22 protein-coding genes and 1 riboswitch are annotated in these 21,518 nt (G+C 66.7%); of the genes, 6 read left to right on the forward strand and 16 right to left on the reverse strand.

The window, feature by feature from the left end; translation table 11 throughout:
* Positions 1–3: 3 nt before the first annotated feature.
* From hldE to ACFOOQ_RS01360, 6 genes are all read right to left on the reverse strand, one after another.
* Complete coding sequence (gene hldE, locus ACFOOQ_RS01335; protein WP_379720621.1) at positions 4–1,458, reverse strand: bifunctional D-glycero-beta-D-manno-heptose-7-phosphate kinase/D-glycero-beta-D-manno-heptose 1-phosphate adenylyltransferase HldE; 1,455 nt, start codon at positions 1,456–1,458, stop codon at positions 4–6.
* Between the two features lie 85 nt (positions 1,459–1,543).
* Positions 1,544–2,266 carry a metallophosphoesterase gene (locus ACFOOQ_RS01340; protein WP_379720624.1) on the reverse strand — a complete coding sequence of 241 codons (723 nt, stop codon included), beginning with the start codon at positions 2,264–2,266 and terminating at the stop codon, positions 1,544–1,546.
* Between the two features lie 7 nt (positions 2,267–2,273).
* On the reverse strand, positions 2,274–2,801 hold the full coding sequence (locus tag ACFOOQ_RS01345; protein ID WP_379720627.1) for an ActR/PrrA/RegA family redox response regulator transcription factor: 528 nt from the start codon (positions 2,799–2,801) through the stop codon (positions 2,274–2,276).
* Between the two features lie 78 nt (positions 2,802–2,879).
* Positions 2,880–4,190, reverse strand: a complete 1,311-nt coding sequence (locus ACFOOQ_RS01350) for an ActS/PrrB/RegB family redox-sensitive histidine kinase (RefSeq protein ID WP_379720630.1) — start codon at positions 4,188–4,190, stop codon at positions 2,880–2,882.
* Positions 4,191–4,208: 18 nt separating this feature from the next.
* Positions 4,209–5,684: a glucose-6-phosphate dehydrogenase gene (zwf, locus tag ACFOOQ_RS01355; protein WP_379720633.1), complete on the reverse strand. Its 1,476-nt coding sequence runs from the start codon at positions 5,682–5,684 to the stop codon at positions 4,209–4,211.
* A gap of 44 nt (positions 5,685–5,728) precedes the next feature.
* A complete protein-coding gene (locus tag ACFOOQ_RS01360; RefSeq protein WP_379720636.1) occupies positions 5,729–6,616 on the reverse strand; it encodes a phytanoyl-CoA dioxygenase family protein in 888 nt (295 codons plus the stop codon).
* Positions 6,617–6,767: 151 nt separating this feature from the next.
* Between ACFOOQ_RS01360 and ACFOOQ_RS01365 the strand changes: the two genes are divergently transcribed.
* Complete coding sequence (locus tag ACFOOQ_RS01365) at positions 6,768–7,304, forward strand: GcrA family cell cycle regulator (RefSeq protein ID WP_379720639.1); 537 nt, start codon at positions 6,768–6,770, stop codon at positions 7,302–7,304.
* Positions 7,305–7,391: 87 nt separating this feature from the next.
* Here ACFOOQ_RS01365 and ACFOOQ_RS01370 read toward each other — a convergent pair whose 3' ends face one another.
* Positions 7,392–7,847, reverse strand: coding sequence for a VOC family protein (locus ACFOOQ_RS01370; RefSeq protein WP_379720642.1), 456 nt, complete (start codon positions 7,845–7,847; stop codon positions 7,392–7,394).
* Between the two features lie 38 nt (positions 7,848–7,885).
* Entirely contained in the window at positions 7,886–8,392 is a 507-nt protein-coding gene (locus ACFOOQ_RS01375) for a MarR family winged helix-turn-helix transcriptional regulator (protein WP_379720645.1), read from the reverse strand.
* A gap of 59 nt (positions 8,393–8,451) precedes the next feature.
* On the opposite strand from ACFOOQ_RS01375, the gene ACFOOQ_RS01380 reads away from it, so the two are divergent.
* Positions 8,452–8,811: a DUF1428 domain-containing protein gene (locus tag ACFOOQ_RS01380; protein ID WP_379720648.1), complete on the forward strand. Its 360-nt coding sequence runs from the start codon at positions 8,452–8,454 to the stop codon at positions 8,809–8,811.
* Positions 8,812–8,877: 66 nt separating this feature from the next.
* Here ACFOOQ_RS01380 and ACFOOQ_RS01385 read toward each other — a convergent pair whose 3' ends face one another.
* On the reverse strand, positions 8,878–9,729 hold the full coding sequence (locus ACFOOQ_RS01385; RefSeq protein ID WP_379720651.1) for a LysR family transcriptional regulator: 852 nt from the start codon (positions 9,727–9,729) through the stop codon (positions 8,878–8,880).
* A 123-nt stretch (positions 9,730–9,852) separates the two neighbouring features.
* On the opposite strand from ACFOOQ_RS01385, the gene ACFOOQ_RS01390 reads away from it, so the two are divergent.
* Positions 9,853–10,248 (forward strand): tautomerase family protein, encoded by a 396-nt coding sequence (locus tag ACFOOQ_RS01390; RefSeq protein WP_379720654.1) that lies wholly within the window; start codon positions 9,853–9,855, stop codon positions 10,246–10,248.
* A gap of 81 nt (positions 10,249–10,329) precedes the next feature.
* Here ACFOOQ_RS01390 and ACFOOQ_RS01395 read toward each other — a convergent pair whose 3' ends face one another.
* From ACFOOQ_RS01395 to ACFOOQ_RS01405, 3 genes are all read right to left on the reverse strand, one after another.
* The gene (locus ACFOOQ_RS01395) at positions 10,330–11,013 is read right to left on the reverse strand and encodes an energy-coupling factor ABC transporter permease (protein WP_379720657.1); all 684 of its coding nucleotides are present in this window, start codon (positions 11,011–11,013) and stop codon (positions 10,330–10,332) included.
* A 53-nt stretch (positions 11,014–11,066) separates the two neighbouring features.
* Positions 11,067–11,303, reverse strand: a riboswitch (cobalamin riboswitch).
* 58 nt (positions 11,304–11,361) lie between these two features.
* Positions 11,362–12,492 (reverse strand): acyl-CoA dehydrogenase family protein, encoded by a 1,131-nt coding sequence (locus tag ACFOOQ_RS01400; protein WP_379720660.1) that lies wholly within the window; start codon positions 12,490–12,492, stop codon positions 11,362–11,364.
* Positions 12,493–12,524: 32 nt separating this feature from the next.
* Positions 12,525–13,730 (reverse strand): acyl-CoA dehydrogenase family protein, encoded by a 1,206-nt coding sequence (locus ACFOOQ_RS01405; RefSeq protein WP_379720663.1) that lies wholly within the window; start codon positions 13,728–13,730, stop codon positions 12,525–12,527.
* Positions 13,731–13,885: 155 nt separating this feature from the next.
* On the opposite strand from ACFOOQ_RS01405, the gene ACFOOQ_RS01410 reads away from it, so the two are divergent.
* Positions 13,886–14,302 (forward strand): PaaI family thioesterase, encoded by a 417-nt coding sequence (locus ACFOOQ_RS01410; protein WP_379720666.1) that lies wholly within the window; start codon positions 13,886–13,888, stop codon positions 14,300–14,302.
* 9 nt (positions 14,303–14,311) lie between these two features.
* On the opposite strand, the gene ACFOOQ_RS01415 is transcribed toward ACFOOQ_RS01410, so the two are convergent.
* A complete protein-coding gene (locus ACFOOQ_RS01415) occupies positions 14,312–15,160 on the reverse strand; it encodes a crotonase/enoyl-CoA hydratase family protein (RefSeq protein WP_379720669.1) in 849 nt (282 codons plus the stop codon).
* Positions 15,161–15,264: 104 nt separating this feature from the next.
* On the opposite strand from ACFOOQ_RS01415, the gene ACFOOQ_RS01420 reads away from it, so the two are divergent.
* Positions 15,265–16,131: a MaoC/PaaZ C-terminal domain-containing protein gene (locus ACFOOQ_RS01420; RefSeq protein ID WP_379720673.1), complete on the forward strand. Its 867-nt coding sequence runs from the start codon at positions 15,265–15,267 to the stop codon at positions 16,129–16,131.
* 9 nt (positions 16,132–16,140) lie between these two features.
* Here the strand turns inward: ACFOOQ_RS01420 and ACFOOQ_RS01425 are convergent, their stop codons facing one another.
* On the reverse strand, positions 16,141–17,853 hold the full coding sequence (locus ACFOOQ_RS01425) for an EAL domain-containing protein (RefSeq protein ID WP_379720677.1): 1,713 nt from the start codon (positions 17,851–17,853) through the stop codon (positions 16,141–16,143).
* Positions 17,854–18,056: 203 nt separating this feature from the next.
* On the opposite strand from ACFOOQ_RS01425, the gene ACFOOQ_RS01430 reads away from it, so the two are divergent.
* Positions 18,057–19,754, forward strand: a complete 1,698-nt coding sequence (locus tag ACFOOQ_RS01430) for a long-chain-fatty-acid--CoA ligase (protein ID WP_379720680.1) — start codon at positions 18,057–18,059, stop codon at positions 19,752–19,754.
* A gap of 60 nt (positions 19,755–19,814) precedes the next feature.
* On the opposite strand, the gene ACFOOQ_RS01435 is transcribed toward ACFOOQ_RS01430, so the two are convergent.
* Together ACFOOQ_RS01435 and ACFOOQ_RS01440 are read right to left on the reverse strand one after the other, a co-directional pair.
* Positions 19,815–20,339: a hypothetical protein gene (locus ACFOOQ_RS01435; RefSeq protein ID WP_379720683.1), complete on the reverse strand. Its 525-nt coding sequence runs from the start codon at positions 20,337–20,339 to the stop codon at positions 19,815–19,817.
* 191 nt (positions 20,340–20,530) lie between these two features.
* On the reverse strand, positions 20,531–21,472 hold the full coding sequence (locus tag ACFOOQ_RS01440; protein WP_379720686.1) for a dihydrodipicolinate synthase family protein: 942 nt from the start codon (positions 21,470–21,472) through the stop codon (positions 20,531–20,533).
* Positions 21,473–21,518: the final 46 nt, after the last annotated feature.

Raw genomic sequence — 21,518 nt, forward strand, 5'->3', positions numbered from 1 at the left:
GCGTCAGCCCCGCAGGCGGCTGATCGTCGCCGTGGTGCTCTGGCCCGCGACCAGCTTCGAGACACGGACCTCGCCGCCATAGCCGCGCACCACATCGGCCCCGACCACCTGGTCGACCGTGTAGTCACCGCCCTTGACCAGCAGGTCGGGCTGCAAGAGTTCGAGCAGCGGGATCGGGGTATCCTCCTCGAACACCACGACGAGGTCGACCATGCCGAGCGCCGCCAGCAGCTGGGCGCGGTGATCCTCATCCTGCACCGGGCGCTGCGGGCCCTTCAGCTTCTTCACCGAGGCATCGGCATTGATGGCGACGATCAGCCGGTCGCACTGCGACCGCACTTCCGACAGCAGGGCGAGATGGCCGGGATGCAGCAGGTCGAACACGCCGTTGGTGAAACCGATGCGCTCGCCATGCGCCCGCCACAGGTCGACGCGCGCCCTGGCCTGCTGGCGTGTCGCCACCTTGGCGGCGAAGCTGTGCGGATCGGGCATGTGCAGCGCGACGCGCAGTTCCTCGGGCAGCACCACGGCGGTGCCGATCTTGCCAACGACGATGCCGGCGGCAACATTGGCGAGATGCGCCGCCTGCGGCAGGCTGCGGCCCGCCGCCAGCGCCGCGGCGATGGTCGCCACCACGGTGTCGCCGGCACCAGAGACATCGAACACCTCGCGCGCCTCGGCCGGCAGATGCATCGGCGCCGCATCGCCCTGCAGCAGCGTCATGCCGGCGGCGCCGCGGGTGATCAGGATCCCGGCCAGGCCGCTGTCCGCCTGCAGCCTGCGGCCGGCCGCCACCACGCCGGCATCGTCGTCGCAGGCCATGCCCGACGCCAGCCGCGCCTCGGCCAGGTTGGGCGTGACCAGCGTGGCGCCGCGATAGCGGCTGAAATCGCTGCCCTTGGGATCGACCAGCACCGGCTTGCCGGCTTTCGCCGCGGCGGCCACCAGTTTGGTGACCACCGACGGCGCCATCACGCCCTTGGCGTAATCCGACAGCACCAGCACGCTGCAGTCGGCCAGCGCATCGATGGCGGCGGCGATCAGCGTCGCCAGGCTGTCATCGGCCGGCGCGCGGCTGGTTTCGCGGTCGACGCGCAGCAGTTGCTGGCGGCTGCCGATGAAACGGGATTTCTCGATGGTCGGCCGCGTCTCGTCGACCACCAGCCGGGCCTCGATGCCGGGTTCGGCGGCCAGCACGTCGTTCAGCAGGTCGGCGGCGGTATCGTCGCCGACCAGGCCGATCAGGGTGGCCCGGGCGCCCAGTGCCGCGATGTTGCGTGCCACGTTGCCGGCACCGCCGGGCATGGCCAGTTCGCGCTCGGCCCGGATTACCGGAATCGGCGCCTCGGGCGAGATGCGCTGCACGTCGCCATAGACGAAACGGTCCAGCATCACGTCGCCCACGACCAGAACCCGGGCGGCGGAAAAATCGACCAGATCGGCGGGAAAATCGGACATGGCTTTCGATACACCGCCGGCGGGCCGAATGCCAGCCCCTCCCCTGCCCGCCGCCCCCTGCCGGAACTCCGGGGCCGGCCGGCCGTCAGGTCTGCAGCAGGCGCTTTTCGCCGTCTTCGAGCACCAGGGCGGTCAGGTGACCGGTGGTATAGGCCCCGGTATCGATGCCGACCCGGTTCGGCCGCCATTCCACCGCATGCACGATGGTATGGCCATGCACCACGACGGCACCGTGATCGGCCTCCGAGTCGAGGAAGACATCGCGGATCCAGATCATGTGCTCGCGCGACTGGCGGTCGAGCGGCAGGCCCGGCTTGATTCCGGCATGCACGAACAGGTAGTCGCCGAAGCGGACCTGCAGCTCCAGCCCGAGCAGGAAATCGTGGTGGTGGCGCGGCAGGGCGCGGCGCAGGCTGCGCTGGGTCATCAGCAGGTCGTCGAAGGAGGCCGGCACCTTGACGCGATAGCTGTTCAACGTGGCGTCGCCGCCGTTGGCCAGCCACAGCGAGGCGCCATAGGGCGCATCGAGAAATTCCAGCATCATGGCTTCATGGTTGCCGAGCAAAGCCATGGTCTCGACGCCGGCGCGTTTCGGCCGGCACAGGCGGTCGATCACGCCGGCAGATTCAGGGCCGCGGTCGATATAATCGCCGAGATACAGCACCAGGCAACGGCCGGACGGCGGTGCAGCCGCGATATCGGCCGCGATCAGATCGTGCAGGCGGTCGAGCAGGTCGAGCCGGCCATGGATGTCGCCGATGGCGTAGATCCGGAGACCCGGCGGCAGCCTCGCCGCCTCCAGCAGCATCGCCGGCCTATTGCGGCGACCGCTTGGCGAGGATGCGCTGCAGGGTGCGGCGATGCATCTTCAGGCGCCGCGCGGTCTCCGACACATTGCGGTCGCAGAGTTCGAACACGCGCTGGATATGTTCCCAGCGCACGCGCTCGGCCGACATCGGCTCGTCCGGCGGCGCCGGATGCGCGGCATTGCCCACCCGCAGGGCCCGGTCGACATCGTCGGCATCGGCGGGCTTGGGCAGGTAATCGACGGCGCCGGCCTTCACCGCGGCCACCGCCGTGGCGATGTTGCCATAGCCGGTCAGCATGACGACACGGGCATCCTGGCGGGCCTGCCGGATCGCCGAGACCACATCGAGGCCATTGCCATCGCCGAGCTTGAGGTCGACCACGGCATAGGCGGGCGGACGCGAACGGGCCATCTGGATGCCGGTGGCGACGCTTTCCGCCGTCTGCACCTGGTAGCCACGCTTTTCCATGGCGCGCGCCAGCCGCATGCGCAGCGGCTCGTCATCGTCGACAATCAGGAGGGTGTTCTCGGTCATGGTGACCGGAATGTACCCCAGCCCGCCGCCCGCGCAACCCCTGGCCGCAGGCTTAACCGTCGCAGGCGAACCGCCGGATCACTTTGCCGCGGCCGGCCGCGCCCAGGTGACGCTGGCCCGCGCGCCGCCGCCGGGACGGTTGGCCAGGGCCACGGTGGCACCACTGCGACGCAGCAGGTTCATGGCGATGAAGACGCCGAGTCCCATGCCGCCGGCATCGGGCCGGCTGGTCACATAGGGCTCGCCCAGTGCCGAGAGGATATCGACATTGAGGCCCGGCCCGTCATCGAGGATGTCGAGATAAATACGGCGGTCGTCCCAGCGCAGTTCGACATCGACGCGGCTGGTGGCAAATTCCATGGCGTTCTGCAGCAGGTTGCTCAGGCCATGAATGATCTCCGGCCGGCGCGGCAGATGCGGTGCCGGGGACGGCGACTGCTGGGTCACCGTGAAAGCGATGCCAGTGCGCCGCCAGGGCTGCGCCGCCACCTCGACCAGGTTGGCGATGCCAAGATCGGCAAAGGCCTCGACGTCGCTGCTGTCGGCCGGGCGACGCGACAGGCGCGCGAGAATCTCGCGGCAGCGTTCGACCTGGCTCTGCAGCAGCGCGATGTCTTCCGCCAGCGGATTGTCCGGCGGCGTGTCGCGGCTGATTTCCTTGACCACCACGGCGATGGTGCCAAGCGGCGAACCCAGCTCATGCGCCGCCGCCGCCGCCAAGCCGCCAAGCGCCGAGACCTGCTGTTCGCGGGCCAGCGCCATCTGGGTGGCAACCAGCGCGTCCGACATGCGCCGGGCCTCCTCGGCCACCTGCCAGGCGTAGGTGGCGATGAACAGGGTGCCGAGCGTCAGTGCGATAAAGGTGCCCCACTGGTAGGTATCGGGCAGCGCGATGCCGACATCGGCGATCCATGGCAGCGGATAGTGATCCGCGGTCAGTGCGCCAGCCAGCACGAAGGCCAGCAGACCGAGGACGACGGTGGACCGCAGGGTCAGGATGGTGGCCGAAACGGTGACCGGCACCAGGATCAGCACGGCAAAGGGATTCTCGACGCCACCGGTCATATAGAGCAGCAGGCTGAGCTGCACGAGGTCGAAGGCGAGATAGCCGGTGGCGCCGGCCTCGGTCAGCCGCTTGGCCGACGGATAGACGATGAACAGCACGATGTTGAGCAGCGCCGAGACGCCGACCACGCCGAGCGCCGGCAGCAGTGGCAGGCGGAAGTCGAGGCCAAAATGCACGAACAGGATGGCGAGCAACTGACCGACGATGGCGGTCCAGCGCAGCAGCACCAGGGTCTGCAGGCGCACGCGGCCCGACGGGTCGTCGACCGTGGGATACGGATCGAGACGTTCGCGCAGGCTTTCCAGCAGCGGCGCTCGCGCCATGCTAGCGCCCCCTCTGCATCAGCGCATGTCCTCGTGCCAGGTGCGGCCGTCGCGTTCGATCAGGCCGATGGCGGCCGAAGGTCCCCAGCTGCCGGCGGCATAGGGCTTCGGCATCTCGCCGGCCGCCGCCCAGCCGTCCAGCATCGGCTCGACCCAGCGCCAGGCCGCCTCGACCTCGTCGCAGCGCATGAACAGCATCGGGTTGCCGCGCACCACGTCCATCAGCAGCCGTTCGTAGGCATCGGGCTGGCGGCCGTGGAAGGCATCGGCGAAGCTTAAGTTGAGCGGCGCGGCGCGCAGCCGCATGCCGCCGGGACCGGGCACCTTGGTCATCATCTGCAGCGAGATGCCCTCGTCGGGCTGTAGCCGGATCACCAGCCGGTTCGGCACCATGTCGCGCACGGCACCCGGAAACATCAGATGCGGCACCGGACGGAACTGCACGACGATTTCGGAGCGCCGCTTGGCCAGCCGCTTGCCGGTGCGCAGGTAAAAGGGCACACCGGCCCAGCGCCAGGTGCCGACCTCGGCCTTGACCACCACGAAGGTCTCGGTCGTCGTATCCGGCCGGCCGGCCTCCTCGGCATAACCGGGCACCACGCCACCGTCGATGGCGCCGGGGCCATACTGGCCGCGCACCGTGCGTTCTGACAGTTCGCGTTCGTCGATCGGCCGCAGCGCCTGCAGCACCTTCAGCTTCTCATCGCGCACCGCATCGGCCTCAAAGGCATTCGGCGGCTCCATGGCGACCAGGCAAAGCAATTGCAGCAGGTGGTTCTGCACCATGTCGCGCATGGCGCCGGCCTGGTCGTAATAATCGGCCCGGCCCTCGACACCGATCTTCTCGGCGACCGTGACCTGCACATGATCGATCACGCCGCGATGCCACAACGGCTCGAACAGCGCATTGGCAAAGCGCAGCGCCATCAGGTTCTGCACCGTCTCCTTGCCGAGGTAATGGTCGATGCGGAAGATGCGTTCTTCCGGGAATGCCGCGCCGACCGCGTCGTTGACCGCCTGGGCCGAAGCGAGATCCTGGCCGATCGGCTTTTCCAGCACCACGCGCGCCGCGGCGCTGTTCAGCCCGGCCTCGGCAAGCCGGCGGCAGACCGGGCCGAAATAGCGCGGCGCCATGGCGAGGTAGAACACCGTGATGCGTTCGGCCCCGCCATCCAGCGATGCCTTCAGACGCCGGTAGTCGTCCGGCGCATCGGCATCGAGATGCTGGTAATGCAGCCGCGCGGCGAAGCGTTCGGCGGCGGCCGGCTGCACGGCCTCGCCCGGCAGGTAGCGGTCGAGCGCGGCCAGCGCCATGGCGCGGAAGTCCTCGTCGTCATGGCCGCTGCGGGCGACGCCGAAAATGCGCACGTCGTCGTTGAGCTGGCCGGCCACGTCGCGCAGGTATAGCGCCGGGATCAGCTTGCGCAGCGACAGGTCGCCGGTGGCGCCGAACACCACGATGTCGAAGGAGAAGCTGCCGCTGGGATTGGTCATGGCGGCAGCGTGGCACGAGAGCGCCCCGGCTTCAATGCCGCGACTCACTCGTCGAGGAAATGCGGCTCCGGCCGCTCGTGCAGGGCCTCGTAATGCACCAGCGCGGGTTCGGCGCCCAGCGGCACCGCCTGGCCGGCGCGGAAGGCCCATTCGCCGCGGTCGCAGTTCTGCGCCGTCACATAGCCGTTGATATAGAGCCGGCGGTCGCGCGGGCTGCGGTTGGCGCCCGAGCCATGCACCAGATAGGGCGACCACAGGGCGATATCGCCGGGCGCCAGCACAAGGTCGACGATGGCGGCCGGATCGAGGCCGGCGGCCACCAGCGCCTGGTCCTGCATCGTCTGGTCGAGAATGGCGCCGTCGCCGCCCAGCCCCAGATCGCCACGCAGATGGCTGCCGGGCAGGATGCGCATGGCACCGCTGTCGCGGGTATGCGGATCGATGGCGATGCCGGTCTGCACGTAGGAGCCGGCGAGATCGCGGAAGGCGCTGGCCGGCCGGCGGAAGCGGCTGTCCTGGTGATAGGCGAAATCGACCCGGGCGGCGCCCGGCGGCTTCCAGTGCATCTGGTTGATGATCTGCTTGAGGTCCGTGCCGATCAGCGGCGCCAGCAGGGCGGCAAGCCGGACATCCAGCCGCACGGCATCCAGCAGCCCGTCACGCCAGGACGGCCATTGTACCATGCGCAGGATCGGGCCGAGCACCGGGTCGGTGCCAAGCCGGAACAGCAGGTTGCCATGCCGGAAGCTGCGGCCGAGGCGCAGCCCCTCGGCCCAGATCCGGTCGAAGGCGGCCGCCAGGACGGCGATTTCGGCGGCGGAAAACAGGCCGCGGACCACCGCATAGCCGTCGCGGGCATAAGCCGTACGCAACTCGGCCGGGTTTGGCAGGGTGGCCTGCCAGTTATGGGACGGGTCGGGGAAGCCGGTCATTGGGGATAATCTCGAGTCGCCCCGGTAAAGACCGGGTGAAGACCGGCCATTTCTTAAGATTCCTGTGGATAATGACAGAGTCGGGTTGACCCGCCCCGGATTTTGTCGCCTTTACTCTATTTAGCAGCCAAATCCAATACGGGGGCTAGATATGGTGTGGACTGACGAGAAGGTCAAACTGCTGGTGCAGTACTGGGAGTCCGGCCAGTCGATCACCCAGATCGGCAAGCAGCTGGGCATGACCCGCAATGCCGTGGTCGGCAAGGCGCACCGGATCGGGCTGGCCAAACGGGCCTCGCCGATCATGCGCAGCGACAAGCCGGCCCAGCCCCGGGTGGCACCGGCTCATGGAGGCAATGGCGGCGGCCATGCTCCGCATACGGCTTCGGCGGGCCCGGCCCCAGCGCCGCGTCCGGCCCCGGTGCGGGTGAAGGACGAGGCCGCCGTGCCCCATGCGCCGGCCCAGCATGGCAACCAGCTGACCCCGGCGATGCTGGCGGCACTGACGCCGACGACCGGCCCGCGCTGCAAATGGCCGATCGGCGACCCCAAGACCGCCGATTTCGACTTCTGCGACCATGTGTCCCTGCCCGGCAAGCCGTATTGCGCTTCGCATTGCGCCCAGGCCTATACGAACTGGAACCCGGAGAGCGCCGTCGAGGCGGTCAAGGCGATCAACGCCGCCTGAGCTGTTAAGACGTTCCGGTTTCCAAAAAAGGCCCGGCGGTTTCCCCCGCCGGGCCTTTTGCTTTTCCGAGTCAGACCCTACGCGGGATCAGGCGGCCTGCGAGGCGTAGGCTTCGGCAGCGCAGTTGATCATCCACGGCGTGCCGTAGCGGTCGGTGAACATGCCGAAGCGCTTCGCCCAGAAAGTCTCGCCAAGCGGCATGGTGATGCTGCCGCCCTTCGACAGGGCCGCATAGATGCGCTCGGCCTCGGCCGGCTCCTCGATGTTCAGCGTGACATTGGTGCCGGCCGGCTTCTGGTACATGCCGGCGGGCGCATCGCCGCCCATCAGCAGCACGCCGTCGACCTCCATGCAGGCATGCATGATCTTGTCGAGCGGCATCGGCATCGGGCTGCAGCCTTCGGCCGGTTTTGCCGGCTGGGCATCGGCCGGCATGTCGGCATAGCTCAGCATCGCCATCATGCGACCGCCGAGTACGGATGCGTAGAACTCAAAGGCCTCGCGGCAGTTGCCGTCGAACGAGAGATAGGGATTGAGACGCACGGGGATACTCCTTTGCTGCTGCACGGGGAAGAAAATCGTCACGCCGGCACCGTCACCACCCGCAGGTCGGCGCGCAGGCGATCCATGTCGGTGACCAGACGGTCGAGCGCGGCATGGGTGGCGGTCCAGATGGGGAGAGCCCGCGCCATCAGCGCGCGGCCGTCGTCGGTCAGCAGCAGCCGGCGGCTGCGGCGGTCGGCGGGATCGGCGAGGACATCGACCAGGCCACGGCGCTGCAGCGGCTTCAGCGCCGCGGTCAGCGTGGTGCGGTCCATCGCCAGCAGGCTGGCCACCGGGCCCATGGTGGCGGGCTCCGGCCGGTTCAGCGCCATCAGCAGCGAGAACTGCCCGTTGGTCAGCCCGAGCGGCCGCAACACCTCGTCGAAGCGCCGCGCCAGTGCGCGGGCCGCCCGCTGGGCATGCAGGCAGAGACAGCTGTCGCGCACCATGATGGTCGCCTCGTAGGGCAGATCCGGATGCGGCACGGGCCGGGTTCCGGGCGGCAGGCCGGTGAGCTTTTCGGCGACGGTGGTGCGATTTGACATGCCGTCATTATGTTGATATCAACTCTTTAGTCAAGCCGATTGCTCCAGGGAGGCTGCAGATGAGTTATGTCGACGGATTCCTGCTGGCGGTGCCGAAAAAGAAGCTGGCGACCTATCGCAAGATGGCCAAGGCGGCGAGCCGGATCTTTCGCGAGCATGGCGCCATCGACTTCCGCGAATGCGCCGGCGACGACCTCGCCGCCGTCCATGGCACGCCGTTTCCCAAACTGCTGAAGCTGAAGCGCGGCGAGACGGTGGTGTTCTCGTGGATCGCCTTCAAGTCGCGCGCCCATCGCGACCGGGTGAACAAGAAGGTGATGGCCGACCCGCGTATCCGCGAGATGTGCGGCGACCCGGCGACCATGCCCTTCGACATGACCCGCATGGGCTATGGCGGCTTCAAGGTGATCGTGGAGTAGACCGAATTTCCCTCAGGTGCGGCTGCGCAGGCGCGCCTGTGCAATACTCGTTCCTCAGGTCGCCCCTCAGGCCGCCGTCGAGCGAATCGCCGCGACGAAGGTCTTGAGCGACTGTCGCGCCGCCGGCTCGGAGAGGCTGGCGTAGAGCACGAGATCGCGTGGCGGCAGCATCGGCAGGCCAAGAACCGGGCCGACATCGGCCGAGCCCGGCGGGGCGACCCGCCGGCTGAACACGGCAATGGCGAGCCCGGCCGAAACCGCAGCGGCAACGGTGCCGACCCCGCCGCCGACGAAGACTTCGGTCCAGGCGATTCCGGCGGCGTCGAGCGCCGCCACACCCATGCTGCGCATGTTGCAGGACTCGGCCTGCGCGGCGAGCGGTAACGGATCGCCCGCGCGATGCGCGAAATCACGCGCCGCCATCCAGCCGAACGCCTCGGTGAGCAGCACCTCGCCATCGCGCCGCCCGGCATCATGCCCCAACACGATCGCAGCATCGAGCGCGCCATCATCGAAGGCGACCAGGATGTCGCGCGAACTGCCGACGCGCACCTCGAGCAGGAGGCCCGGCTCGACGCGCTTGACCCGTTGCAGCAGCAGCGGCAGTTCGGCGCCGACCGCATGGTCGCTGATGCCAACGACGAGCCGCCGCCGCACGCTGGCGAAGGCATCGAGGGCCTCGCCATGGGCCGCAATCAGCATGCGCGCCCGTTCGAGGAAGATCTGGCCGGCGGCCGTCAGCCGCACCCGCCGGGGCGTCCGCTCCAACAAGCGCCGGCCGAGCCCGTCCTCAAGGCGTTTGATCCTGAGGCTGACCGCAGACTGCGTCGACTCCATCGCCTCGGCCGCGCGGGTGAAGCTGGCAAGGTCGGCAACGAGGACAAAAGCCTGGACGGCTTCGATATCCAGCGCCTTCATGGTCGCCAATCATGATTGTTGAAAATCATTGAAATATGATTCCATATGATTTTCGAATGGTCAATGCCACGCTACCGTCCTAGTCAGCGATCCTCGGGATCGCCCGATCAGGAGAACCGCACCATGCCCCTCACCCGTGTTTCGCTGCGCCGTGGCAAGCCCGCCGCCTATCGCCAGGCCATTCTCGATGGCCTCTACGAAGCCATGCGCGAGACCTTCAATGTGCCCGAGGACGACCATTTCATGCTGGTCACCGAGCATGACGCGGTCGATTTCTGGTGCAGCCCCACCTATCTCGGGGTGGCGCGCAGCGACGATCTCGTCGTCATCCAGTTGACCGCCAACAACACGCGCAGCCTCGCGCAGAAGAAGGCGCTGTACCGGCGCATCACCGAAAAGCTCGCCGCCAAGCCCGGGATTCGTCCGGAGGATGTCTTCATCAATCTGGTCGAGACGCTGCCCGAGAACTGGTCCATGGGCCATGGCCTCGCGCAGTACGCCCCCGAGGAGGTGGCCTGACCAGGCCATGACGCCCGCCCCTCAAAAGCAAACCGGCCGGTGGGGACCACCGGCCGGCGCTTTACGAAAGAACCGCTGCCCTCAGGCGGCGGCGTGATGCAGCCGGCGGGTCAGCAGCAGATGCCGGCCCGGCCGCACCAGCGCCTTGGCGATGGCCAGCACGCCGAGATCGGCCAGCGGCTCGACGATGATCACCGTCATATAGGCGGCGCCGAAGCTGCCGATCGCGGCGAGGTTCTGCGCGGTGAAGCCATGGCCGTAGAGCGCCCAGAAGGCGACCCAGGCGACGATGCCGCCCTGGTAGGCGGTCGACAGGGTCAGCGCCTGCCGGTAGGTCACGTCCACATAGGCGGTGCCGGCCGGAATGATGCGCCGTGCCAGCAGGCTGACGGCGAACAGCGGCACCAGCAGGGTGGTGACGTTGATGCCGTATTGCGGCAGGTCGAAGGGTGCGAAGAACAGGCCCTGCAGCAGCAGGCCGGCAGCAAGGCCGATCGAGGCCGCCCCGGCGCCGAAGATCAGGAACAGCGTCGAGCCGAGGATCAGATGCACCTCGGAGACGCCGACCGGATAATGCGGCAGCACCTCGAAAAAGCTGAACACGAGTGCCGTACTCGCCACGCTGCGCAGCGCCAGCGCCGCCGCGCCGCCGTCCTGGCGGATGGTCTGGCGGGCCATGCGGGCGGCGAGCCCGCAAGCGCCGGCCGCCGTGGCATAGCTGAGGATGATCTTGGCGCCATCGACGACGCCGGGTTCGATATGCATGACAGGCTCCTTCTCCGCACCCACCGTGCGGCTGGCTGATAAGCGGCGCGGTCCGGCGCCGGCGGTCGATGGCAGGTCTCCTGGCTTGCGGCTGGCCGCTCCGCCCCGCCTTCCCGGCCCGCCGCTTTCGCTCGGGGCCAGTGGCAAATGGGGCATCGCTCGCCGCATACAGTTGCGGGGGCAGCCACGGCATCGGTGCGGTCTGCATAACGGGCGACCGCGCCCTACCGTGTTCCCTTTTAACCCGCCGACTCCATGAAGCCGGCGGGACCATCGACGGTCAGTGTGGGGCAGAAACCGGCCCGCGACAAGCGGGCCGGTATGCAGGCGGCCTCAGGCGGCGTTGCCCTAGGCGGCATTACTCAGCGCGGCGAAACGGCGCTGGTGATACTCGGCATTGCCGAAGCAGGTATCGATCATCATCAGGCGCTTCATGTAATGGCCGACATCCAACTCGTCGGTCATGCCCATGCCGCCGTGCAGCTGGATCGCCTGCTGCCCGACGAACTTGCCGGACTTGCCGATCTGCACTTTCGCCGCCGCCGCCGCCTTCGCCCGCTCGGCCGGCTCGGCATCGGCCTTCAGCGAGGCCAGCATGGCCAGCGAGCGCGAAGCTTCCACCTGCATCATCATGTCGACCAGGCGGTGCTGGATGACCTGGAAGTCGCCGATGGCGCGGCCGAACTGCTTGCGGGTCTTGACATAGGCCAGGGTCGTGTCGTGCAGCGCCTGCATGGCGCCGACGGCTTCGGCGGCCAGATAGGCCATCGCGCGGTCGATCGCGGCTTCCGCCGGAACCAGCCCGCCGGCCGGGTCGCCGAGCGCCACCGCCGCCGCCTTGTCGAAGGTGATATCGGCGGCGCGACGGTTGTCGACCGTGCGGTAATCCTGCCGGCTGACGCCCCTGTCTTTCGCATCGACCACGAAGAGGCCGAGGCCGGCCTTGTCGGCGGCGGCACCGGCGCTGCGCGCCAGCACGATCAGGTGGTCGGCGCTCGGCGCGTCCCACACCACGATCTTCCTGCCGCTGAGTACCCAGTCGCTGCCGCTCTTCTCGGCATTGGTCTTCACTTCGTTGAGCACGAAGCGGCTGCCGTGCTCGGCATGGGCGAAGGCCCATTTCGTCTTGCCTTCGGCAATCGCCGGCAGCCAGTCGTTTTTCTGCGCGTCGCTGCCGGCGGCGCCGATCAGTCCGGCACCGAGGATCACGGTGGAGAAGAACGGCTCGGCCACCATATGCTTGCCGAAGCGTTCGCCGATCAGCATGGTCTCGACCGCGCCGCCGCCAAGCCCACCGAAATCTTCCGGCAGCGCCACGGCGAGCCAGCCGAGCTCCGCCATGAAGGCCCAGTTCTCGGCCCTGTAGCCGAGGTCGGTCTTCACCAGCTTGCGCCAGCGTTCGAAGTCGTATTCCTTGCGCAGCCAGTTCTCCACGCTGTCGGCCAGCAGGGTCTGCTCCTCGGAAAGCTGGAAATCCATCCCTTCACATCCTCTTTTTCTGTGTCGTCAGGTTACAGGCCCAGCACCATCTTGGCGATGATGTTGCGCTGGATCTCGTTGGAGCCGCCATAAATCGTGGTGGCGCGGTTGTAGAGAAATGCCTCCATGCGGCCCTGCGCATAATCCGGGCCGACCGGCGGCTGGTTCGAGCCATCGGGCCAGTGTTCATAAGACTTGGGTTCGTAGGGCGCGGCATAATAACCGAGCGCCTCGACGGCCAGTTCGGTGATCGCCTGCTGGATTTCCGAGCCGCGGATTTTCAGCATGCTGGCCTCGGCGCCCGGCCCCTTGCCGCCCTGCTCGGCCGCCAACATGCGCAGGTTGGTGTATTCCAACGCCAGCAGGTCGATCTCGACCGCCGCCATGCGGTCGCGGAAGGCCGGCTCCTCGATCAGCGGCACGCCCAGGCTCTGCTCGGCGCGGGCGATCTCCTTCAGCCGCTTCAGGCGCTGCTTGGAAGTGGCGACCTCGGCGATGCCGGTGCGTTCGTTGCCGAGCAGGAACTTGGCATAGGTCCAGCCCTTGCCTTCCTGGCCGATCAGGTTGGCGCGCGGCACGCGGACGTTGTCGAGGAAGACCTCGTTGACGCCGTGGCCCTCGTCGATCGAGATGATCGGCCGCACGGTGATGCCGGGCGATTTCATGTCGATCAGCAGGAAGGAAATGCCCTCCTGCGGCTTGGCATCGAAATCGGTGCGCACCAGGCAGAACATCATGTCCGCGAAATGCGCCTGGGTGGTCCAGATCTTGTGGCCGGTGACGATATAGTCGTCGCCGTCGCGCTCGGCCTTCGTGCGCAGGGACGCGAGGTCCGACCCTGATCCCGGTTCGGAATAGCCCTGGCACCACCAGTCTTCCATGCTGACGATGCGCGGCAGGTACTGCGCCTTCTGCGCTTCCGAGCCGAAGGTGTAGATCACCGGCCCGACCATGCTGATGCCAAACGGCACCAGCGGCGGCGTATCGGCGGCGGCGCATTCCTCGTCGAAGATGTAGCGCTGCACGGCGGTCCAGCCCGGACCGCCGTATTCGACCGGCCAGTTCGGCGCACCCCAGCCGCGGCCATGCAGGATGCGATGCCAGGCGACGTAATCGGCCTTGTCGAGATGGGTGTTGCGACGGCTCTTCTCCGCCAGCGCCGCCGGCAGGCTGGCCGCGATGAAGTCGCGCACTTCCGTGCGGAAGGCCTGTTCTGCGGCCGTGAATTCCAGATTCATGGCGGTTCTCCCCGGACGGCCAGAGGTTAGGACCGCGCCGGCCGGCAGGCAAGCGTATGACGCGGCGTCAAGCTTGCGGAAAGGCAGGGTTTTTTGCTCTAAGCGCTGTATTGCCTTAAGTCCTGTAGGGACACGAACGAGACGGACCGGAAGACATGACCTTCGACCCGCTTGCCGCCGGCTGGAAGCAGCGCCATGGCCAGGGCCCCTTCACCCAGCTGGTCGGGCCGATCTTCGCCAAACGCGAGGCGGACGGCGCCTCGGCCTACGGCCTGCTGGCGGAAGAGCGCCATACCAATTCGCGCGGCGTGGTGCATGGCGGCATGCTGATGACCTTTGCCGACCACATGCTCGGCTGGCTGGTCTGGGACCTGGTCGACCGCAAGCCCTGCGCCACCGTGGCGCTGAACAGCCAGTTCACCGCTGCCGTGAAGCCCGGCGACTGGGTGGAAATGCGCGGCCATGTGGTGCGCCAGACCCGCAGCCTGATCTTCGTGCAGGGCAGCATGACGGTCGCCGGCAAGACGGTGTTCGCCGCCGAGGGCATCTGGAAGGTGCTCGGCGTCAATTAATGCCCCGGCTTAGCGACGGCGGCGCACGATCTTCTTCGCCGGCAGCAGGTCGGCGAATGTCGCCTCGCGCTTCTGCTGGTTGGCGGTGATCTGCTCCATCAGGTCGCCGGTCAGGAACATGCCGGCCTGCCAGACCTGCATGTAGTTGAGCGCATCGGCCGTGCTGTGGTCGCGGGTGTAGTTCAGCATTTCCTTGGTGCCATGGATGGCGAGCGGCGACTTGGCCGCAATGGTGCGCGCGATCCCCGCCACCGCCTCCAGCATGCCGTCCTGGTGGTCAAACACCGCGTTGACCAGCCCGGCGGCGGAGGCCTCGCCGGCGGTCAGGCGGCGGCCGGTATAGGCCAGTTCGCGCACCAGGCCCGCCGGCATCAGGTGCGGCAGGCGCTGCAGGGTGCCGACATCGGCGGTCATGCCGATGTTGATCTCCTGGATGCAGAACCAGGCATCCGCCGTGCAGTAGCGCATGTCGCAGGCCGAAATCAGGTCGACACCGCCACCGACGCAGCCGCCCTGGATGGCCGCCAGCACCGGCACCCGGCAGCGGTCGATCACCGCGAAGGTCTCCTGCATTTCGGCGACGGCACGGCGCATCTGCTCGCCGACCCGACCACGGTCGCCCTGCAGCATGTCGCCGGCGATATTGCCAAACGCCGCAAGGTCCAGCCCGCCGGTGAAATGCTTGCCGGTCGAGGCAATCACCACGGCGCGGATCTCTGGCCGGTCGTCGATCTCGGCGAAGACATCGACCAGTTCCTGCCAGAACGGCAGGATCATCGCATTGGCCTTGTCCGGACGGTTGAATGTCACCGTCGCGACAGGACCGACGACGGTGAAATCGAAAGTTTCGTAAGGCATGCCGACCTCCCTGCACTCTGCTCTTTCAGGCCTGACGCAACGTCAAGACTGGTGCGCCTCTGCGGAGGCCGCTAAGCTTGCCGCAAAAGATGTACGGAGGAACCATGGCCATTGTCTATGACGAACTGATGCGGCTGGACCTGCCCGAGAAGGAATTCAGCTACACCGAGCGCGATACCATGCTGTATGCGCTCAGCGTCGGCATGGGCCATGACCCGATGGATCTGGACGAACTACCCTTCGTGTTCGAGAAGAACCTGAAGGCCCTGCCCGGCCTGGCCACAGTGATCTGCTGGGATGACAGCTGGGCGCCGAAGACCGGCATCAACTTCCAGATGGTGGTGCATGGCGAACAGCGGGTGACCCTGCACAAGCCGATGGCGCCGCAGGGCCGGATCAAATCGAAGGTGCGCATCCGCGATGCCTTCGACAAGGGCGCCGGCAAGGGCGCCGTGGTGCTGATCGAGAACAGCATCCGCGATGCCGCCACCAACGAGCCGCTGGTCACCCTGCTGTCGACCACCTTCGCCCGCGGCGACGGCGGTTTCGGCGGTCCGGCACGCAAGCCGGAAGACGGCCCGCCGGCGCCGCATGCGATCCCAGACCGCCAGCCCGATGTCGGCGTGACGGCGAAGACGCAAGCAAACCAGGCGCTGTTCTACCGGCTGTGCGGCGACCGCAATCCGCTGCATGCCGATCCGGCCTTCGCCAAGGCGGCCGGCTTTCCGCGGCCGATCCTGCACGGGCTGTGCACCTACGGCCATGCGGTGCGCGCGGTGGTCAAGGCCGCCTGCGACCACGACCCGTCGCGGGTGGCGCATATCGAGGCGCGCTTCACCGCCCCGGTGTTCCCCGGCGAGACGATCCACACGGAAATCTGGCGCGACGACAAAACCGTGTCGTTCCGTGCGCGCCTCGTCGAACGCGACGTGGTGGCACTGGACCACGGCAAGATCGAGCTGCGCGGCTAGAAAGGCTGTTTAGCCGCGCTTCAGCCTGATGTCGCCCGGCTGGCGATGGCCGCCCGGGTCGTCGGGCAGGCGCAGCGGCTCGAGCCGCATTTCCGGCTCGGGCCGGCCGAACAGGTAGCCCTGGCCGTAGTCGATGCCGAAATCGAGCAGCAGGCGGGCCTGGTCCTCGGTCTCGACCATCTCGGCCACCGTGCCGATGCCGAGCTCCTTGCACAGCCAGACCATGCCCTTGAGGATCGCCTGGTCGCGCACATGGCCCTGGGCCTGCAGCGCCTTCACATAGGCGCCGTCGATCTTGACGTAATCGACATCCAGCGCCTGCAGGTAGGGGAAGGACGCCGCGCCGGCGCCGAAATCGTCGAGGCAGACGAAATGTCCGTCCTCGCGCAGCTGGCGCACGGCATTGGCGGCATGCACGAGGTTGGTGATCTGGGTCGATTCGGTGATCTCGAAGATCACCTGCTTGCGCAGGGTCGGGTCGACCTGCAGGATTTCACGCAGCGCCGCCATGAAGATGCCGCTCTCCAGGCTGTGACCCGAGAGATTGACGGCAACGTCGATCACTTCGCCCTGGCGGCGCTTTTCCGCCAGCAGGTCGACCACGCGCTGCACGACGGCGAGGTCGAATTCACCGATCAGGTGCACGCCCTCGGCCAGCCGGATCGTCTCGAACGGCGAACCGCCGCCTTCGAACCGCGACAGCGCCTCGTAATGATGCAAAGTGCGGGTATCCAGGCGCACGATCGGCTGGAAGACGAGCTGGAAATTGCGGCCCGTCACCGCCGAGCGCAGGGCGCGGACCCGCGATACCGTGGTATTCAGCAATGCCTTCAGGCTGTCCTCGGTAGAACGCAGGCTGAAGCCCTCGGCGCCGTCATTGGCGAAGCGCTGCACGGCAAAGGCCATGGCCGACGCGGCATCCTCGTCGCTCATGCCCTTGGCATGCAAATCCAGCGTGGCACCGCGCACCCCCACCGCTTCGGCCGCCGCCGCCGCCGGACCGCTGCGCCGCACCAGATTGCGCACCTGTTCGGTCACCGCCTCCTGGTCGAACGGCGTGGCATGCAGAATGCCGTATTTCTCCGGATCGAGCCGCGCCGCCGTGTCGCCGCCGATCGACTGGCCGCGCAGCAGGGCGCCGACATCGCTCATCAGTGCCCGGCTTTCCTCGGCCGGCAGGTTTTCAGCCAGCTCCCTGAGCCCGACGATCTCCATCAGGGTCAGCTTGACCTCGGAGCCGAGCTCGCGGGCCAGCTTCAGCCGGTCGCCGGCCCGGTCCTCGAAATCGTCGCTGGCCAGCAGGCCGGTCTGGTAATCGCGCTTGTTGGCCATGGCGGCCTCGGCCTGGGGCAGCCGGGCGTTCGACAGGGTCAGGTAGTACCGGCTTTCCTGCCGCGGCAGACAGCAGCCGCCGAGCACGCAGATCGGCCCGGGCGCACCATCGGCCCGCAGCAGGCGCACGGTGACCGGCTCGATGCGGCCGCCAACCGTCAGGCTGGCCAGCAGGTTGAGGATGAAATGGCGGTCGGCCTCGTCGACCAGACTGCTGAACTGGCGACCCGTCAGCCTGTCGCCGTCCTCGCCGGTCAGCAGCCGGGCGGCGCCGGACACGAACAGGACACTGCCGTCGCCGGCGATTTCCAGCATCAGGTCGGCCGCCGAAAACGCGAAGGCGACAAACCGGTCGCGCTCCGCCCGCATGTCCTTGGCGCCGCTGCCCATTCTGGCCTCGTGGCAAAGTGTGGAAAATAACAGGTTAAAGTGTGCCAGCGGGCGGGCCGTCACGCAACCGGTCGTAAATATAACTTCCATGCCGGCCGGCCATTGACGCTGCGCCACGTTGCGCAAGCTGGGGGCATTTCCCTAGAATGGGCGGCATGGCCGGCTGGAAATGGCCGGAAACATAAGGTTCAAGGGGAGAAACGATGACCACGCCGTTCTGGGAAAAATCCTATCCGGCCGGGGTGGCCTGGGCGCAGAACTTCCAGGCCAAGCCGATCTGGACCCTGTTCGACGATGCGGTCGCCCGGTTCGCCCCCCGGCCCTGCCTGGAATTCATGGGCAAGACGGTGTCCTACGCCACCGTCTCCGACCTGATCGACCGGGCCGCCAAGGGCTTCCAGCAGCTCGGCGTCGGTCCCGGCGTGCATGTCGGCCTGTTCCTGCCCAACACGCCGCATTACGTGGTCTGCTTCCTCGCCATCCTCAAGGCCGGCGGCCGGGTGGTGAATTACAGCCCGCTCGATGCCGAACGCGAGCTGCGCTACAAGATCGAGGACAGCCAGACCGACATCATGGTCACGCTCGACCTCAACGCCCTGTACAACAACATGGCGAAGATGATCGGCACGACCCGTCTGAAGAAGCTTGTGGTCTGCCGTCTGCCGGATTTCCTGCCCTTCCCCAAGAACCTGCTGTTCCCGCTGGTCAAGGGCAAGGAGATCGCCGCGGTGCCGAAGGACGAGCACCATATCCGCTTCTCCGACCTGATCGCCAATGACGGCCGCTACACGCCGCATCCGGTGAAGGACCCGGCCGAGGAAGTCGCCATCCTGCAGTATACCGGCGGCACCACCGGCCAGCCCAAGGGCGCCATGCTGACCCACGGCAACATCACCGCCACCGTGCAGATGTATGCCAGCTGGACCGAGGGTGCGGCACTGAAGCTGGAGGACGGCAAGGAACGTGTCCTCATGGTCCTGCCGATGTTCCATATCTACGGACTGAGCGCCGTGCTGCTACGCATGCTGGTGATCGGTGCCGAGTTCATCCTGCATCCGCGCTTTGAGCTGAAGGCGGTGATCGAGGACCTGCACAAGAAGAAGATCTCGATCTTCCCCGGCGTGCCCACCATGTATGCCGCCATCGTCAACCTGCCGAACCTGAAGGACTACGACCTGTCGGCGCTGAAGTTCTGCGCCTCGGGCGGCGCGCCGCTGCCGGCCGAAGTGCAGGACAAGTTCGAGAATATCACCGGTTGCAAGATGATCGAGGGCTGGGGCATGACCGAGACCTCGCCGGCCGGCACCCAGACGGTCTATGGCGGCAAGCGCAAGCGCGGCTCCTGCGGCCTGCCGCTGCCGGGCGTGACCATCGATATCGTCGACGTCGACAACCCGCTGCAGGTGCTGGGCATCAACCAGACCGGCGAGATCTGCATCACCGGGCCGAATGTGATGAAGGGCTACTGGAACAAGCCCGAGGCGACGGCGGAGGCCTTTGCCGGCGGCCGGTTCCATACCGGCGATGTCGGCTATCTCGACGACGAAGGCTATGTCTTCATCGTCGACCGCAAGAAGGACATGATCCTGTCGGGCGGCTTCAACGTCTATCCGCGCAACATCGAGGAAGCGATCTACGAGCATCCGGCGGTCGAGGAGTGCACGGTGATCGGCGTGACCGATCCCTATCGCGGCCAGTCGGCCAAGGCCTTCATCAAGCTGCGCCCCAATGTGGCGGCCTTCACCTTCGAGGAGCTGAAGAGCTTCCTGAAGGACAAGCTCGGCAAGCACGAGATGCCGGTGGCCATGGAAATCCGCGACGCCCTGCCCAAGACCCTGATCGGCAAGCTGTCGAAGAAGGAACTGGTCGAGGAAGAGAAGAACAAGGCCGCCGCCGGCTGAACCGGCCGCCTCATCCTGCATTCACGGCCCGGCCCCCTGCCGGGCCGTTCGTGTTTCAGGTCAGCGGCCCGGTTTGCCCACGAACCGGATCGTGGTGAACCGGTTCATCATCATGCCCACTTCTTCTTTCGGCACCGGCCAAGTCGAGGTATCCGTGGCAATAAAGCTTTTGCCGCGCCAGTGCTGATAAACTTTGATCAACGTGCTGCCGACCTGCCCAAAACGCATCACCGTTATTTCACCCACACCATCACCGTAGCCAAATTTGGCAGGCCCTGCAGGACTGTTCTGACAGAGAACGTGCAACAGGACGCTTTCCGCACTCTGCTGTAGCGGGGTCACAAAGAAATTCTCTTTGCCACAGGCGTTATAAAACGGCGCAAGAGATCGGTTGATGAAATCCTTCAGTGTCAGCCCCTCCACCTTCACGGCAGCGATGGCATACAGCCGACTCCATTTTTCGAACTTCTCGCCCTTTGGAATCTGTTCAAGGATGAAGCTGGATCCATTCTGGTTCCGATAGAATTCGCTATCCTTCGCAGGATCCGCCGAATGCTGCCAGCTGGGCGCCGGATAGACAGCCACAGCATCGAACAGGTTGATCGTCGCGTGATCTTTGTCGGATCGTTCGGCTGAGCGACGGCAGACACCACGAATAACGCAGCGACTGCCAATACCATGGCAAACCGGAACAGCCTCATTTTCACCCCCAACGCCCCGCTTTAGTGCAGGTTGTCGAGAGATTATAGCGGAAATACCACCTCAGGTAATGATTTCTACTCCGCCGCCTGTGCCTTACCGAGCCCGGCATCCCAGGCTTTCAGCGCCTCGGCCGCCGGCCGGACCCTCGCCTGCTGGCCGGCGTCGAGGTTGCTGAGCAGCGGCAGCATCGGCCCCATATCGGCGATGCCGGCCAGCGTGACCGCATCATGCAGCACGCGGATCGGGCTGATGCCGTCGCGCAGGTCCTCGAACGGCAGATAGGCCTCGCGCAGGCGGGCAGCCTCGGCCATGTCGCCGTGCTTCAGGGCGGCCAGAATGGCCATCGAGCCGCGCGGGGCAAGGCAGACCGCACCCGAGGTGAAGCCGCCGAGCCCGAACTGGCGCAGATGCACGATCGCCGGCCGCTCGCCGATGCCGCTGATCACCAGCTTCGGATCGACATGGTCGAGCAGTCGCTTGAGATAGGGATCGTCGGCCGGATCGCTGCGCACGGCGCCGTATTTGATGGCACAGACCAAGCCATCCTTCACCAGCCGGCCGGCGGCTTCCGGCGCAATGTAATTCTCGGCCTTGATGTAGAGGATGAGCGGCTTGCCCATGGTGACCGCGGCACGGCGCAGGCCGACCTCGACGCCCTCCGAGGTGGCCGGGAAAGTCTGCGGCAGCGCCATGGCGGTCGGCACCCGCGTGCCGCGCAGGATTTTCGCCTGGTCGATCAGCCGGCCATAGTCCGGGCCGAAGGACGGGATCAACCAGGTCTCCGGGCCGACCGCGCTGCACAGGAACTCCAGCACTTCGGCATATTCGCTGATCGGCAGATTGTAGAAATTGGCGTTGCCGCCATACATCAGGCTGCGCACCCCGCCTGCCTCAAGATAGCCGATCAGCTGCCGGTTGGCTTCCTCGTTCAGCGTCAGGTCGGAATACCGCGCCAGCGGCGGCACCGCGAAAACCGAGCGGGCCAGATCGGCCGGCGTGACGGGCGTTGTTTTCATTCTGTTTGCTCCCTCCGGGTGTTCCCCCTAATGTGCTAGAGTAATC

It is taken from the genome of Ferrovibrio xuzhouensis (assembly GCF_042648965.1).
In the GTDB taxonomy this organism is placed as follows: Bacteria; Pseudomonadota; Alphaproteobacteria; order Ferrovibrionales; family Ferrovibrionaceae; genus Ferrovibrio; species Ferrovibrio xuzhouensis.